At 64.9% G+C, this 15,056-nt stretch carries 13 protein-coding genes and 1 riboswitch; of the genes, 4 read left to right on the top strand and 9 right to left on the bottom strand.

Features of this window, described 5'->3' with window-relative positions; translation table 11 throughout:
• Positions 1 to 17: 17 nt before the first annotated feature.
• A riboswitch (SAM riboswitch) is annotated at positions 18 to 131 on the bottom strand.
• A gap of 159 nt (positions 132 to 290) precedes the next feature.
• From hisN to NIBR502772_RS16450, 4 genes are read right to left on the bottom strand one after another with little or no spacing between them, the layout of a single operon-like run.
• Complete coding sequence (gene hisN, locus NIBR502772_RS16465; RefSeq protein WP_058931973.1) at positions 291 to 1,103, bottom strand: histidinol-phosphatase; 813 nt, start codon at positions 1,101 to 1,103, stop codon at positions 291 to 293.
• A 52-nt stretch (positions 1,104 to 1,155) separates the two neighbouring features.
• Entirely contained in the window at positions 1,156 to 2,271 is a 1,116-nt protein-coding gene (rsgA, locus tag NIBR502772_RS16460; RefSeq protein ID WP_141141000.1) for a ribosome small subunit-dependent GTPase A, read from the bottom strand.
• Positions 2,255 to 3,655 (bottom strand): 3-phosphoshikimate 1-carboxyvinyltransferase, encoded by a 1,401-nt coding sequence (gene aroA / locus NIBR502772_RS16455; protein ID WP_141140999.1) that lies wholly within the window; start codon positions 3,653 to 3,655, stop codon positions 2,255 to 2,257. The genes rsgA and aroA overlap by 17 nt, the downstream gene beginning before the upstream one ends.
• Before the next feature lie 6 nt (positions 3,656 to 3,661).
• Complete coding sequence (locus NIBR502772_RS16450) at positions 3,662 to 4,198, bottom strand: DoxX family protein (protein ID WP_056343291.1); 537 nt, start codon at positions 4,196 to 4,198, stop codon at positions 3,662 to 3,664.
• Positions 4,199 to 4,514: 316 nt separating this feature from the next.
• Between NIBR502772_RS16450 and NIBR502772_RS16445 the strand changes: the two genes are divergently transcribed.
• Both NIBR502772_RS16445 and rsrA read left to right on the top strand, forming a co-directional pair.
• Positions 4,515 to 5,324, top strand: coding sequence for a sigma-70 family RNA polymerase sigma factor (locus NIBR502772_RS16445; RefSeq protein WP_141140998.1), 810 nt, complete (start codon positions 4,515 to 4,517; stop codon positions 5,322 to 5,324).
• Entirely contained in the window at positions 5,321 to 5,581 is a 261-nt protein-coding gene (gene rsrA, locus NIBR502772_RS16440; protein WP_104061138.1) for a mycothiol system anti-sigma-R factor, read from the top strand. The genes NIBR502772_RS16445 and rsrA overlap by 4 nt, the downstream gene beginning before the upstream one ends.
• Before the next feature lie 165 nt (positions 5,582 to 5,746).
• Here rsrA and NIBR502772_RS23140 read toward each other — a convergent pair whose 3' ends face one another.
• From NIBR502772_RS23140 to NIBR502772_RS16415, 5 genes are all read right to left on the bottom strand, one after another.
• On the bottom strand, positions 5,747 to 5,821 hold the full coding sequence (locus NIBR502772_RS23140; protein ID WP_104061284.1) for a 50S ribosomal protein bL37: 75 nt from the start codon (positions 5,819 to 5,821) through the stop codon (positions 5,747 to 5,749).
• A 155-nt stretch (positions 5,822 to 5,976) separates the two neighbouring features.
• The gene (locus tag NIBR502772_RS16430; protein WP_104061139.1) at positions 5,977 to 6,588 is read right to left on the bottom strand and encodes a PadR family transcriptional regulator; all 612 of its coding nucleotides are present in this window, start codon (positions 6,586 to 6,588) and stop codon (positions 5,977 to 5,979) included.
• A complete protein-coding gene (locus NIBR502772_RS16425; protein WP_104061140.1) occupies positions 6,588 to 7,430 on the bottom strand; it encodes a DUF4097 family beta strand repeat-containing protein in 843 nt (280 codons plus the stop codon). Before NIBR502772_RS16425 ends, NIBR502772_RS16430 begins: the two co-directional genes overlap by 1 nt.
• 101 nt (positions 7,431 to 7,531) lie before the next feature.
• Positions 7,532 to 8,131 carry a GDSL-type esterase/lipase family protein gene (locus tag NIBR502772_RS16420; protein WP_099093407.1) on the bottom strand — a complete coding sequence of 200 codons (600 nt, stop codon included), beginning with the start codon at positions 8,129 to 8,131 and terminating at the stop codon, positions 7,532 to 7,534.
• A gap of 121 nt (positions 8,132 to 8,252) precedes the next feature.
• Positions 8,253 to 12,053, bottom strand: coding sequence for a multifunctional oxoglutarate decarboxylase/oxoglutarate dehydrogenase thiamine pyrophosphate-binding subunit/dihydrolipoyllysine-residue succinyltransferase subunit (locus NIBR502772_RS16415; protein ID WP_141140997.1), 3,801 nt, complete (start codon positions 12,051 to 12,053; stop codon positions 8,253 to 8,255).
• Between the two features lie 500 nt (positions 12,054 to 12,553).
• Here NIBR502772_RS16415 and NIBR502772_RS16410 point away from each other — a divergent pair, with 500 nt between their 5' ends.
• Both NIBR502772_RS16410 and NIBR502772_RS16405 read left to right on the top strand, forming a co-directional pair.
• Positions 12,554 to 13,888: a hemolysin family protein gene (locus NIBR502772_RS16410; protein ID WP_141140996.1), complete on the top strand. Its 1,335-nt coding sequence runs from the start codon at positions 12,554 to 12,556 to the stop codon at positions 13,886 to 13,888.
• On the top strand, positions 13,885 to 14,955 hold the full coding sequence (locus NIBR502772_RS16405) for a hemolysin family protein (protein ID WP_141140995.1): 1,071 nt from the start codon (positions 13,885 to 13,887) through the stop codon (positions 14,953 to 14,955). Before NIBR502772_RS16410 ends, NIBR502772_RS16405 begins: the two co-directional genes overlap by 4 nt.
• Positions 14,956 to 15,056 lie beyond the last annotated feature (101 nt).

Here is a 15,056-nt window from a genome sequence, read left to right as displayed (position 1 = left end):
GGACTCCCGGTAACGGGAATCCGCGCTTGCCGTGTCCATTCCGGACCGGCCTGGTCGTCACCCGGGGCACCCCACCGCGAATGGAGGGTTGCCGGCCAGCAAACCGGGGTTTAGCGCTGGCACTCGTGACCTGTTAAGAAGCCTAGAACATCCGCCGCTGCAGAAAGGAAGCCCGGCCCAATGTTAAGGACTTTGTTACGCGCGTTTGAGGAGCAGCCTCATTTGTCGAAGATACGACGGCGGACGCCCCCTTCAGGAGGCGTCCGCCGTCGATAATTCGAAGAAAGCGCCTAGAGGAGATCGTCCAGATTCGGGTTCAGACGCTTGAGCACCTCTGAGTGCAGGATGGAGTTCGTGGCCAGGGCATTGCCGCCGAACGGCCCGTCCTGTCCCTCCAAGGAGGTGAAGCGGCCGCCGGCTTCCACCACGATGGGCACCAGGGCAGCCATGTCGTACAGGTTCAGTTCGGGCTCGCAGGCGATGTCCACGGAACCTTCGGCCACCATGCAGTAGGACCAGAAATCGCCGTAGGCGCGCGTGCGCCACACGTCCTCGGTCAGGCCCAGGAACTCATCCAGGTTGCCGCGTTCCTTCCAGCCGCCCAGGCTGGAGTAGGACAGGGAGGCATCCGAAAGTTTGGAGACGTCCGAGACGCGGAGCCGCGTTGCGGCGGCAAGGGACTTGCCCATGTACGCGCCGGAACCCTTGGCGGCCCACCAGCGTTTGCCCAGCGCGGGCGCGCTGACCACTCCCACCACGGGTTCGCCTTCGTCCACGAGGGCGATCAGGGTGGCCCAGACCGGGACGCCGCGGACAAAGTTCTTGGTGCCGTCGATGGGATCAATGATCCAGCGGCGGGAGCCATGGCCCGAACTGCCGAATTCCTCGCCCAGCACGGCGTCGCGCGGACGCGAGCGGGACAGCTGGCCGCGGATGGCTTCCTCCGCGGACTTGTCCGCGTCCGTTACCGGCGTCAGGTCCGGCTTGGTCTCGATGCGGAGGTCCAGTGCCTTGAAGCGGCTCATGGTCTGGTCATCCACGGAATCTGCCAGCACATGGGCAAGGCGCAAGTCATCGTTGTAGCTCGAAGCGGGTTGGATCATGGTTCCAAACTACCGTCTCAGGGCCGCAGTGTTGGGGACATCGGCGTTCCGTCTAGCCGATGCTGCCCAGTTCCTTGGTTTCCTGGCCCACCAGGCGGGGATCCGTGCCCAGCAGCCGTCGCAGGGACGCGAGCCGGGCCGGGCCTGTGGGGCCCGCGTGGCCGGCGGACACCCAGGCATCCACCCCGCAGTTGACGGCAGCGGTGTTGTGCTTGCAGCCACGCTCGCAGGCATCCGTACCCGGCTCCAGGTCCGGGAAGGACCGCAGGATCCGGTCAGGGTCCACATGGGCAAGGCCGAACGAACGGATGCCAGGGGTGTCGATGATCCAGCTTCCGGTGGGAGCTCCGGTCAGCTTCAGGGCAAGGGCCGACGACGACGTGTGGCGGCCGCGGCCGGTCACCGCGTTCACACCACCGGTGGCCCGTTCGGCTCCGGTGAGTGCATTGACCATGGTGGACTTGCCGACGCCGGAATGACCCAGCATCACCGAGACCTTGCCTTCGAGGTACGCGCGGAGCTGCGAAACTGCGTCACTGTCCAGGCGGGCCGAGAGGCCGTCGTCGGAGCGGGCATCGATACCTGATGCTTCGGAGTCCGACGTGCGGCTGATGATCACCGGGAAGTCCAGGTGCTCGTAGTTGGACAGCAGTTCCGCCGGATCCTTGACGTCCGCCTTGGTGACGAGCAGCAGCGGCTCAATGCCGGCGTCGTAAGCGGCAACCAGGGCGCGGTCGATGAAGCCTGTGCGCGGCTCCGGGTTTGCGGCGGCCACCACCACCACCAGCTGATCTGCGTTGGCCACCACCGCACGCTCGATCGGATCAGTGTCATCGGCGCTGCGGCGCAGCAGGGTCCTGCGGTCCTGGATCCGGACGAGGCGGGCCAGCGTGTCAGGCTCCCCGGAGACATCTCCAACGAGGGAGACGAAGTCGCCGGCAACCACGGGGGAGCGGCGGAGTTCGCGGGCCCTGGCTGCGATGATGATCCGCTCGTCGCCCGAGTCTTCGCCGACGACGGCGGTGTACCGGCCGCGGTCCACGGTGATGATGCGGCCCGTGACGGCGTCGTCGTGGCTGGGGCGGTCCTTCGTGCGCGGCCGGGAGCCCTTTTTGCTGGGCCGGATCCGGACGTCGGACTCGTCCCAGGAATCAGTGCTGCGTGCCACCGGTGGGACCTTCCGCGCGCTTGTCGGCAGCAGCGCCCTGGGCCAGCATGTCGGCCCACATCTGCGGGAATTCCGGCATGGTCTTGGCAGTGGTAGCGATGTCCTGGACTTCGATGCCCGGTACCGCGAGGCCGAGGATGGCACCGGCGGTGGCCATCCTGTGGTCCGCGTAGCTGTGGACGACGCCGGCGTGCAGCTTTGCCGGGCGGATCACCAGGCCGTCGCTGGTTTCCTCCGCGTCGCCGCCGAGGCGGTTGATTTCGGTGACCAGCGCGGCCAACCGGTCCGTCTCGTGGCCGCGAAGGTGCGCGATGCCGGTCAGCCGTGAAGGTCCGCTGGCCAGGGCGCAGAGGGCCGCCACGGTAGGGGCGAGTTCGCTGGTTTCGTCAAAATCCGCACCCTTGATCTCTGGCCCGCCCGTGACGGTCAGGACGCCGTCAACGAGGCTGACGTCCGCGCCCATGTCCGCTAGGATGCTGCGCCAGAGGTCTCCCACCTGGGTGGTGCCGGCGGGCCAGTCCGGGATCCGGACAGTGCCGCCGGAGGCCAGCGCGGCGGCCAGGAACGGGCCGGCGTTGGAGAGGTCCTGCTCAATGCGCTGGTCAAAGGCGCGGATGGGGCCCGGTGCCACTACCCAGTGGTTGGGCACGGAATCGTCAACTGATACACCGACGCCGCGGAGTACGGCAACGGTCATGTTGATGTGGTCCAGGCTCGGCACCGGCTTGCCCACGTGTTCAAGGTGGAGTCCGTCGGTAAACCTGGCGCCGACCAGCAGGAGGGCCGAGACGAACTGTGACGACGCACTGGCATCGATCACCAGGTGGCCGCCCCGGACTTCCCCGGTGCCAGCAACGGTGAACGGCAGCGACGATGGGGTCCCGCCGTCGTCCGCGGTCAGGGCCACCCCGAGAGCTTTCAGGGCCTCGATGATGGTGCCCATGGGACGCTTCCGGGCGTGGGGGTCGCCGTCGAACACGCTCACGCCGTTGCGCAACGCCGCAAGCGGCGGAACAAACCGCATCACTGTTCCGGCGAGGCCGCAGTCAATGTGCGTCCGTGACGACGGCGCCTCCTGGCTCAGGGGCATGACCTCAAGGTCCGGCCCGAACGCGCCGTCGCCGGGCACCTCCGTGATGGTGGCTCCCAACTGGCGGAGGGCGTCGATCATCAACGCAGAGTCCCGGGAATGCAGGGGGGCGCGGAGGCGGGACGGCCCGTCAGCCAGCGCGGCCAGCACCAGGAACCGGTTGGTCAGGGATTTTGAACCCGGCACCGTGACGGTGGCGTTGATGGGCCTGCTGGCGAAGGGGGCCGGCCAGTGCGGAACGGTGCCGGTGGAGCTGTGAGAGTCGGTGGCTGCGGGCGGGGTGGAACCGGTCATCCGTCCTTACGCCCCCGTTGCGTGTTCGACGGCGCGGCGCACGGCCTTGTCTGCCTTGTGAAGCTTTTGGCCGGTGGTCTTGCGGGCGCCGGCGGCGCTCTTCCGGGCGTCCGCGGCGAGGTGCTCGGCACGCCAGGCCAGGCCCGGCTTGCCGGCGGTGTCCACCGAGGCCAGCAGGGCGCCGCCGCTGAGGGAAATGTTCTTGAGCAGCTGGTTCCGGCGGGCTTCTCGGCCTTCCTTGGTGCTGATGTCCGCGCTGCGCCATTCCACAAAGGTGTTCAGGAGCGAGATGACGGTCAGCAGTGTTGCCGAGAGGCGGCTGAACTTGCCCAGGCCGAACAGCACGCCGGCACCCACCTGCGTTCCGCCGATCACCCGGGCCAGCATCTTTTCGTCGGCCTGGAACGGCAGCGACGCGGCTGCCTTCTGCAGGAGCGGCGAAAGCTGGGTGGCGGTGTCATCGGCGTTCTTCAGCTTGTCCAGTCCGGCGACTACGAAACTGGAAGCCAGCATGGGGCGGGCGAGAGTACGGACAAAGGACATGGGTTTCCTCCTGGCTGGACGAACCGCACCGGATGCGGCGGAGTCCGTTCTAGTCTTGCACTTTTGGGGAATATTTGCCTGCCGCCAGCGGTTATGGTTTGCGGGTCCGCCGAACACCGGACGAATTGACTCATCATGGATTGCCCGGCAGGTATTTGCCTGGAACATTATGGCCTGACACAGACTGGAGTTGCCCTTGAGGTTACTGAAGGACGGGACGGAGCCCGCCGGATCCGTAGCACTGCAGACTCTGGAATCCGATCCTCCGGAGTACGGTAAGGCGCGCGCCAAGGCCGTCACAGTAGACTTGAACGCAATGAGCACCCTGGATCCGGCCCTCGAGGCCATGTATGAGGCCTCCGAACGAGAAGCCAAAACAAGCAGCGAAGCCAATGCCAGCAGCGACGCGCCGGCAGGGAGTGACTCGCGGCCGGCAGACGCGCAGCCTGCAGCGGTTGTCCCTGTGCCCGCTGAGCCTGGGCCCGCCGAGCAACCTGTGGATGTGGCCGCCGAATCAGCGGAAGAACGTCGGGTCCGTTTTGAGCGTGATGCCATGCAATACGTGGATCAGCTCTACTCGGCCGCCATGCGTATGGCCAGGAACCCCGCTGATGCGGAAGACCTGGTCCAGGAGGCCTACACGAAGGCGTTCTCCGCGTTCCATCAGTACAAGCCGGGAACCAACCTCAAGGCCTGGCTGTACCGGATCCTGACCAACACGTACATCAACCTTTACCGGAAGCGGCAGCGCGAACCGCTGCAGTCGAACTCGGACACCATCGAGGACTGGCAGCTGGCCAGGGCGGAGTCGCACACGTCCCGCGGCCTGCGCTCGGCCGAGGCTGAGGCGCTGGACCACCTGCCGGACTCGGACGTCAAACGGGCGCTGCAGGCCATTCCCGAGGAGTTCCGGCTGGCGGTGTACTTCGCCGATGTCGAAGGCTTCGCGTACAAGGAGATTTCGGACATCATGAACACGCCCATCGGGACAGTGATGTCCCGATTGCACCGCGGCCGGAAAATGTTGCGGGACATGCTGGCGGACTATGCCGCCGAACGAGGATTCAAAGGCGCCGTCGAATCACAGGACACGGCCGCGACCACAAAACAGGAGAACAGGAAATGAGCGACTGCCAGGGATTGGGCGACTGCGATGACGCCCGGATGCAACGCATCTACGAATACCTCGACGGGGCGTTGACCCGCCAGGACATCACGGAAATCAAGACCCACCTTGATGAGTGCCCTGAGTGCACCGAGCAGTACGACCTCGAGTGCGTGATCCGCAACCTGGTGAAGCGCTCGTGCACCGAGGCCGCTCCGGAAAACCTGAAGAACGCCATTTTGGACCGGATCCACTCCATCCGCCCGGTGGACGCCTGACACAAGCGGTAGCCGTCTGAAGGGGCACCTGACCGCTTGGACGCCTGGCTGCGTCGATGCCCGTCAGCAGTACCGCAGGCGTGAAAGTCCAGTGCAAAAACGAAGGACCCCGGAAGCCATGTGGCTTCCGGGGTCCTTCGCTTAAACCGTTTTCCAAGCTTTAGCTTAGGCGTTGGGGCGCTTCCCGTGGTTCGCGCCGCCACGCTTACGGTCACGACGTTTACGTGCACGCTTGCTCATAGCTGGCCTCCTTAAATGTTGGTACTCAAAAGAGCTGCCCTCAAGTCTCCCACACCATGGGACACGCGGCGAAACCGAAACGGGCTGTGACCGGGGGCAACACCGATCCGGCCGGCTCAGCCGGGCAGCTCGGCCGGGCAGCTCGGCCGGGCAGCTCAGCCGGGCAGTGAGTTGCGGATGGAGATGCGCGCCTGGTCCAGCACGGTCCTGACAGTTTCCAGCGTGACGGCGCTGAGCGGTTGCCGGGTTGCCTGCAGCCGCAGTTCCACGCGCAGGTCGTCCCGGAATGCCTGCAGCAGCATCTCCGCTTCCTTCAGCTCCCGGAACCCTTCCGAAGACTGGCGGCCGGCTTTCCTGAAATCGGCGGCCCGCGCCGTGGAACGGGCCGCCTCTGCGGTGGCTGCCAGGTCTGCCCGCAACCCACGCATGTTGGCACGGATATCCGCCCGCAGGTTGTCCGCCAGGCGGCGGACGGAAGCGGAAATGTCGTTCTCGACTCCGGCGAGTTCCTCCCGGCGCTTGTTGAGTTCGGCAAGCCCCGCCGCGGTGATGCGGTAGTTGGTGCGGCGGCCAACGGGCTCGGTGGCGACGAGCCCTTCTTCCTCCAGCTTCCCCAGCCGCGGATAGATGGTTCCTGCGCTTGGGGAGTAGGTGCCGCCGAACCGTTCGCTGAGGGCTTTGATCAGTTCATAGCCATGCTTAGGCCCCGACTCCAGCAGTGCGAGCAGGTACAGCCGGAGCGCGCCGTGGGCGAACACCGGAGGCATCAGTGCCCCGCTTCCGGGCTGCTTGCGTCGTCACTGCGGGCCGGCTGGCCATGGAAGATGGACGTTTTGCCGGACACCGAGTTGGTCCGGACCAGCATCAGCTTCCCGTCCGGTCCGGCAATGGTTTCCACCTTGCCTCCGGGCTGAGAGTACTGCTGGTCATCAATCACCACAACGCCGCTGGCAGACTTCGCCACGATGTCCACCCCGACGTCGTGCGGCAGCCTGATGGTGAGGTCGCCGGAGACTGAATTGGCACCGAAGTCGTGGGTAAAGCCGAGCAGGTCAAAACTCATGTCGCCGCTGACCGTGTGAGCCCGGATGTTGCTGAACCGGCCGGATGCGGTGACCTCGCCGGAGACACTCTTGGCGGTCAGGACGCCGTCGTGGTTTCGCGCGATGACCTCGCCGCTGACGGTGTTGACGTGAAGTTCCCCGGATGTGCCGTCTGCCATCACAGAACCTGAAACGGTATTGAGCCGCGTGTGCCCGCTGATTCCGGACACAAGGCCATCGCCGCTGACCGTACCGGCCTCCACCTCGACGCCGGCAGGCAGCGCAATACTGATAACCGCTGAGTTGTTGCTGTTGTGGTTGACGGTGCCCATCAGGTTCTTGAACCAGCCCTGCGGGCCGTGCAGCTGATGGCGGACCTCAAGCCGGCCGTCCGTCAGTGTCACCGAGACGGGATCGCCCTGGACGTCGTTGATCTCCACGCGGGCAACGGCGTCGGCATGGGTGACGACGTCGAACCGGCCGCGGACCATGCCCAGCTTTAGCGACCTGACGTGGTCAACGTCGATGGTTTGCGGACCAGTGACGGTCCAGCTGTCCTCTGTCATGAAATCCTCCAAAACCGCGATATATCGTGATTGATATTCCAAGATATAACGGACCGCCGGAAGCAGTCAAGATATATCGCGACTGGAAGGGTTGGGGATGCTTACTCGGGGGCGTCCATGCCCAGCCATTGGAACCAGCCACGGTGGAGGACCAGCCAGGCCATCAAGCCATAGCCAGCCTGCCCGGGCGTGCCGGTGTTGGCCGCAAGGTCCTGGCGCCACTGTTCGTGGTTCAGCAGCGGGGAGAACGTGTCCACATAGAGGTGCTTGCGCCTGGTGGTGACGTCAGCGAAGGCTGTGTTCAGATCGGCGAGCCGGCGGTTCTGTACCGGGTCCAGCGTGGGCGGCGGGCCCACCACAAACACCTCGATCCGGTTCTGCGTGGCGGTATCCAGGATGTTGGCCAGGTTCAGGCGGCTCCGGGCGGTGGACAGGCCGAACTCGATGTCCCGGCCCGAGAGGCCGATCACCAGGCGGTTCTCGTGCTGGTCACCGAACCGCCGCCCGGCCTCCTCCTGCCAGCGGGCAGCCAGCCCCTCCGTTCCTTCCTGGGGACAGGGGAGGGCATACGCTTCCATGACCATGCCGTCCTGCGGAGTGCGGGCCAACACGCGGCCCAGCCAGCCGAGGGCCCTGGGATCGCCCAGCCCGGCCAGCAGTTCATCTCCAACAGCTGCGATCCGCAGCTTCCTGTCTTCCACAAGTCCCTCTTTACGTCCGTGCCGATTCAGGCCAATCGGCGTGGCTATGATCCATCTTCATTAAACAGAACTGCCCGGCCGGAGTCTGGTATTTCGACGTCCGGCCGGGCAGCCACTGGGACTACTTCCGTGCAAATGCCTGCTTCAGCAGTGAATCCTGCTCAGCTGCGTGTCGCTTCATGGAGCCGGCCGCCGTGGAGGCCGATGCGGGACGCGACACCAGGCGGACGCGCCGGTCCAGCGCCTCCGGGAGGTTCAGGCCCATAAACGGCCACGGTCCCTGGTTGGCGGGCTCGTCCTGTGCCCAGACAACCTCCGCGTTCGGGTACTTGGCCAGTTCCGCTGCGATTTCTTCGTGCGGCAGCGGGTAGAGCTGCTCCACACGGACAATCGCGGTGGTCTTGTCACCGGTCTTCTGCCGGGTGGACAGGAGATCGTAGTACAGGCGGCCGGAGACCAGCAGTACGCGTTCGACGGCGTCTGCCGCCAGCGGCTCGTGGTCACCGATGACGGGGCGGAAGGAGCCCGTGGTGAAGTCCTCGACGGACGACGCGGCTGCCTTGAGGCGCAGCAGCTGCTTCGGCGTGAAGATGATCAGCGGCTTGCGCGGCCGGCTGTACGCCTGGCGGCGCAGCAGGTGGAAGTGCGAGGCCGCCGTGGTGGGGTTGGCGACGATCATGTTCTCTTCGGCGCACATCAGCAGGAAGCGTTCGATGCGTGCCGACGAGTGGTCCGGGCCCTGGCCTTCGTAGCCGTGCGGCAGCATCAGGACCAGGGAGGAGCGCTGGCCCCACTTCTGCTCGGCCGAGGAGATGAACTCATCGATGATGGTCTGCGCGCCGTTGACGAAGTCACCGAACTGCGCTTCCCACAGCACCAGGGCATCCGGGCGTTCCACCGAGTAGCCGTATTCGAAGCCCATGGCCGCGTATTCGGACAACAGGGAGTCGTAGATCCACAGCTTCGCCTGGTCATCCGAGAGGTGGCCCAGGGGCAGCCACTCGCCGCCGTTGGCGCGGTCGTGGAACACCGCGTGGCGCTGCACAAACGTGCCGCGGCGCGAGTCCTGGCCGGCAAGCCGGACGGGAACGCCTTCCATGATCAGCGATCCGAAGGCCGCGATCTCGCCAAAGCCCCAGTCGATGCCGCCTTCGCGGGACATCTGCTCGCGCTTTTCGAGGAGCTGCTTGAGCTTGGCGTGGACGGTGAAGCCCTCGGGGATCTGGACGTGGGCCTTGCCGATGCGTGCCAGGGTCTCCGGAGAAATGGCAGTGGACGCCGGGGCGTTGGTGCCGAAGTCAGCCTGCTGGGCGATGGGACGCTCAATGTCGGAGACGGCGGCGGAGTCCGCGGTGATGATCGGGATGGGCGAGGTCTGGGCCGCGTGAGTTTCGGCGAAGACCCGCTCCAGCCGTTCCTGGTAGTCGCGGAGCAGCTGCTCCGCTTCTTCCTCGGTGATGTCGCCACGGCCGATGAGTGCCTCGGTGTACAGCTTGCGGACGGAGCGCTTGGCCTCGATCAGGTTGTACATCATGGGCTGGGTCATCGAGGGGTCGTCACCCTCGTTGTGGCCACGGCGGCGGTAGCACACCATGTCGATCACAACGTCCTTGTGGAAACGCTGGCGGAACTCGTAGGCGAGCTGGGCAATGCGCACCACTGCCTCGGGATCGTCACCGTTCACGTGGAACACCGGTGCCTGGATCATCTTGGCGACGTCCGTGGAGTACGTGGATGAACGCGACGACGATGGGGCGGTGGTGAAGCCCACCTGGTTGTTGACCACCACGTGGATGGTGCCGCCGGTCCGGTAGCCGCGGAGCTGGGACAGGTTCAGCGTCTCGGCAACCACGCCCTGGCCTGCAAATGCAGCGTCGCCGTGGACCATCAGGGGTAGGACCGGGAAGGCCTCGCCCTGGTCCAGACGGTCCTGCTTGGCGCGGACGATGCCTTCGAGCACCGAGTCGACAGCCTCGAGGTGGGACGGGTTGGCGGCGAGGTAGACCTTGGTCTCGTTGCCGCTTTCCGATGTGAACGTGCCTTCGGTACCGAGGTGGTACTTCACGTCGCCGGAGCCCTGCACCGAGCGGGGATCCTGGGTGCCTTCGAATTCGCGGAACACCTGGGCGTAGGTCTTGCCGGCGATGTTGGTGAGGACGTTCAGGCGGCCGCGGTGGGCCATGCCGATTGCAACCTCGTCCAGTCCGTCGTCGGCGGCATCGGAAATGATGGCGTCGAGCAGCGGAATGAGGGATTCGCCGCCTTCCAGGGAGAAGCGCTTCTGGCCGACGAATTTGGTCTGCAGGAAGGTTTCAAACGCTTCGGCCGCGTTGAGTCGGGACACAATGCGCAGCTGCTCTTCGCGGCTCGGCTTCGAGTAAGGGTGCTCCAGCTGGTCCTGGAACCACTTGCGTTCCTCCGGCTCCTGGATGTGCATGTACTCGATGCCGGTGGTACGGCAGTAGGCATCACGGAGGACACCGAGGATGTCGCGGAACTTGAGCATGGGCGCGCCGCCGAAACCGCCGGTGGGCCACTCACGGTCCAGGTCCCACAGGGTCAGCCCATAGGTGAGGACGTCAAGGTCCGGGTGCTTGCGCTGGACGTACTCCAGGGGATCGGTGTCTGCCATCAAGTGGCCGCGCACACGGTAGGAGTGGATCAGCTGCTGGATCCGGGCAACCTTGTTGATCTGGTCGGCAGGGTCCACTTGCAGGTCCGGGCTCCAGCGAACGGGCTCGTACGGGATGCGGAGGGACTCGAAGATTTCGTCGTAGAAGTTCTGGGCACCGAGCAGCAGTTGGTGCACAAGCTTCAGGAACTCGCCGCTGCCCGCTCCCTGGATGACGCGGTGGTCATAGGTGGATGTCAGCGTGAGGACCTTGCTAATGGCGTTCTGCGCAATGATCTTTTCGCTGGCGCCCTGGAACTCGGCCGGGTAGTCCAGCGCGCCGACTCCGATGATGGCAGCCTGCCCCTTGGACAGACGCGGCACGGAGTGAACGGTGCCGATGCCGCCGGGGTTGGTCAGGGACACCGTGGTGCCGGAGTGGTCATCAGCGGTCAGCTTGCCGGCGCGGGCACGCTTGATCAGGTCTTCATAGGTGTGCCAGAACTCGGAGAAGTTGAGGGTCTCCGCCTTCTTGATGTTGGGAACCATGAGCAGGCGGGTGCCGTCCGGCTTGGGCATGTCAATGGCGATGCCGAAGTTGACATGGGCCGGCTGGATAGCGCTGGGCTTGCCGTCGATTTCGTCGTAGTAGACGTTCATCGAGGGGAACTGGGCGAGTGCCCGGATCACGGCGTAGCCGATGAGGTGCGTGAAGGAAACCTTGCCGCCGCGTGCACGGGCCAGGTTGGAGTTGATGACCACGCGGTTATCGATCAACAGCTTGGCCGGAATAGCCCGGACGCTGGTGGCCGTGGGGACCTCAAGGCTGGTGACCATGTTGGTGGCGATGGCCTTGGCCGGGCCACGAAGAACGGAGACCACGTCCTCTTCCGGAGCCGTGGGTGCCTTGACGTTCTTGGGAAGCTGGGCGGGAATCGGCTGGGCGCCGGTTCCGGGCTCGGTCTTCTTCGCGCCATCGCGGGCGACCGTAGCGGGAGCTTTCTTTGCCGCCGCGGGGGCGGTGGCCGGCGCTGCGGGCTGTGCGGCCGGCGACGTTGCCGGTGCAGCAGTTGCAGAAGCCGGAGGTGCCGGCGGTACAGCCGGCATTTCGCGGGTTGCTGGGTGGGCCACGGCTACCGCCGTGCTTCCGTTGGAAGAAGAACCGCTGCCTGAATCGAAGGACTCGAAAAGGGGCCACCATTTGGTATCCACCGTGTTCTTGTCTTTCTGATACTGCTCGTACAGTTCGTCAACGAGCCACTCGTTTCCGCCAAATTCCTCTGGTAGACGGTGGCTAGGCTGCTCTGGCACTTGAAATACGCCTCTTCCATGAGTTTGATTTCTCTCTGGCCGCCAAGGTGCCGCAGCACAACATTCGAACCAGTCTCTGCGTCCTGAACCCGGACCGTTGCCAGTCTAATGAGCATTCTGTGTTAACTGCCAATAACGGTGACCCAAATCATGGCAATGACGCGGAGATCGCGGATTGTGGCGTCCGGCAACCGTCCCGGCGCGGGTGCGCCGTGACCTCAGTGCGGCCATCCGAAAGGCGCAATCTGCTCCTGTAGACTGAAATTCTTATGGACAGTAAATCTAGGTGCCGGCCTGGGGGCTGTCAGCGGAGCACGACGTACAGCACCGCGCAGTCCACCCGCAGAGCCGGCAAACCCCGAACACGCGCCCATCATTCTCCGTCAGCCCACCCCGGCGGAGCCCCTATGGAAACAGCGTCGGCTTCGGCCGATCATCCTCCGCCGGTCCGTTTCCCCCGGCATCACACAATTTCTCCCGACTTTCGGGCGGGATGCTGAATGGAGTGGTTGCTCCTCGCGGCAGGCCTCCTGCTGATCGCCGGCACCGGCTTTTTCGTCGCCGTCGAATTTTCCCTGATTGCCCTTGACCAGGCCACGGTCCAACGTGCCATCGATAACGGTGACACGCGTGCCGTCCCACTGCTCAAGTGCCTGAAATCCCTCTCAACCCAGCTTTCCAGCTGTCAGCTCGGCATCACCCTGACCACCCTTCTGACCGGTTACGTGATGGAACCTTCTGTAGGACGCCTCCTTGAGGGCCCGTTGGCCGCCGTTGGTATTCCCGAAGTGGCGGCGGCATCCGTTTCCCTGGTCATCGCCATGGCGCTCGCCACTCTGCTGTCCATGCTGCTTGGCGAACTCGTGCCCAAGAACATGGCCATTGCGCTGTCCTTCCAAGTGGGCAAGGCGCTGGCGCGGCCGCAGCTGGTCTTTACGGCCGTCTTCAAGCCCGCCATCGTGGTGCTCAACGGCTTTTCCAACAAGGTACTGAACGTCTTTGGCCTGGAGGCCAAGGAAGAAATTTCCGGTGCCCGGACGCCGGCCGAGCTCGCCTCCCTGGTGCGGCGCTCCGCCGCCATGGGAACGCTCGACGCCGGGACGGCCAACTTTGTGGCCCGCACCCTGAACTTCTCGGCCCGGACGGCCGCCGATGTTATGACGCCCCGGATCCGGATGGAAACCATCGACGCCGACCAGCCCGTCTCGGACATCCTGGACGCCGCCCGGCGCACCGGGTACTCCCGTTTCCCCGTCATAGGGGAGTCCTCCGACGACATCAAGGGCCTGGTCCACGTCAAGAAGGCCGTTGCCGTGCCCTGGGACCGGCGGGCCAACCTGGAGGCCGGGGCCATCATGACCGATGTGCTCCGCGTGCCGGAGACCATCCACCTCGATGCCCTCCTGGCCGAGCTGCGCGAGGGAAACCTCCAGCTCGCGATTGTCCTGGATGAATACGGCGGAACCGCAGGCATCGCCACGCTTGAGGACCTGGTGGAGGAAATCGTCGGTGAAGTGTCCGACGAGCACGACAAGGTACGCCCGGGACTGCTCCAGAGCGCCTCCGGGGACTGGTACTTCCCCGGATTGCTGCGCCCTGACGAGCTTTCCGAACAGATCCCGGGGCTGACCGTTCCGGACGAAGCCGCCTACGAAACCGTGGGCGGGTACGTCATGAGTGAACTGGGCCGGATCGCCGCAGTGGGGGACACCGTCGACGTAGGCGGAGGCACGCTGAGCGTGACCAGGATGGACGGCCGAAGGATCGAGCGGATCTCCTTCCATCCGGCGGCGCCTGAAGCGGAGCCTGCTCCGGAAGACGGGAGTGAACGATGAGTGACTGGGCCGGAATTGCCTGGCTGGTTGTCCTCCTGCTGGGTAACGCGTTTTTTGTCGGCGCCGAGTTCGCCGTGATGTCGGCCAGGCGCAGCCAGATCGAACCCCTGGCCGAGGCCGGTTCCATGCGGGCACAGACCACGTTGCGCGCCATGGAAAACGTCTCATTGATGCTGGCCTGTGCGCAATTGGGCATCACCGTGTGCTCGCTGCTGATCCTGCAGGTGGCCGAACCGGCCATCCACCACCTGATGGCGGCTCCCCTGGAAGCTGTCGGGCTGCCGGTGGAAGTTGCCGACGTCGCGGCGTTCGCGATTGCCCTGATGGTGGTGACCTTCCTCCACGTGACGTTCGGCGAGATGGTGCCGAAGAACATCTCGGTATCGGTGGCGGACAAGGCTGCCTTGCTGCTGGCGCCGCCGCTGATGTTTGTTGCGAAGCTGGTCAACCCGGCCATCGTCGCGCTGAACTGGTCCGCCAACCACATCCTCAAGCTGCTGCGGATTGAGCCCAAGGATGAGGTGAACTCGTCCTTCACGCTCGAAGAAGTCCAGTCGATCGTGCAGGAATCCACCCGCCACGGGCTGGTGGATGATGATGCAGGCCTGATCACCGGCGCCCTGGAATTCTCCGAATACACGGCGTCGGACATCATGGTTCCACTGGAGGATTTGGTCATGCTGAAGGCGGCCACCACACCGGTGGAGTTTGAAAAAGCAGTCAGCAGGACCGGTTTCTCACGGTTCCCGATGCTGGACGATGATGGCATGCTGTCCGGCTACCTCCACGTGAAGGATGTGCTGTCCATTCCCGAGTCGGACTACCAGCACCCCATCGCCGAGAGCAGGATCCGTTCGCTGGCCAACCTCGCGTTGGACGACGAAGTTGAAACGGCCATGTCCGTCATGCAGCGCACGGGCTCACACCTGGCCCGCGTGATCGGCGCGGACGGGCAGACCCACGGCGTCCTCTTCCTGGAAGACGTGATCGAGCAGCTGGTGGGAGAGATCCGGGACGCCACGCAGGCCACCGGCATCAGGAGGCTGGGCGAGCCGAACGGTGACTGAGCGCGCCGGGTCCGCGAGGGACCGGCCCGGCTATCCTAAATAGGAATCATTCACATTTAGGGGTAAGCTTTTTGGAGACGCAAAAGTCCATCCCTGTACTG

Origin of the sequence: Pseudarthrobacter sp. NIBRBAC000502772 (assembly GCF_006517235.1) — a bacterium.
Lineage (GTDB): Bacteria > Actinomycetota > Actinomycetes > Actinomycetales > Micrococcaceae > Arthrobacter.
The sequence above is the reverse complement of the archived record's forward strand: the minus strand, read 5'-3'. Positions and strand labels throughout refer to the sequence as shown.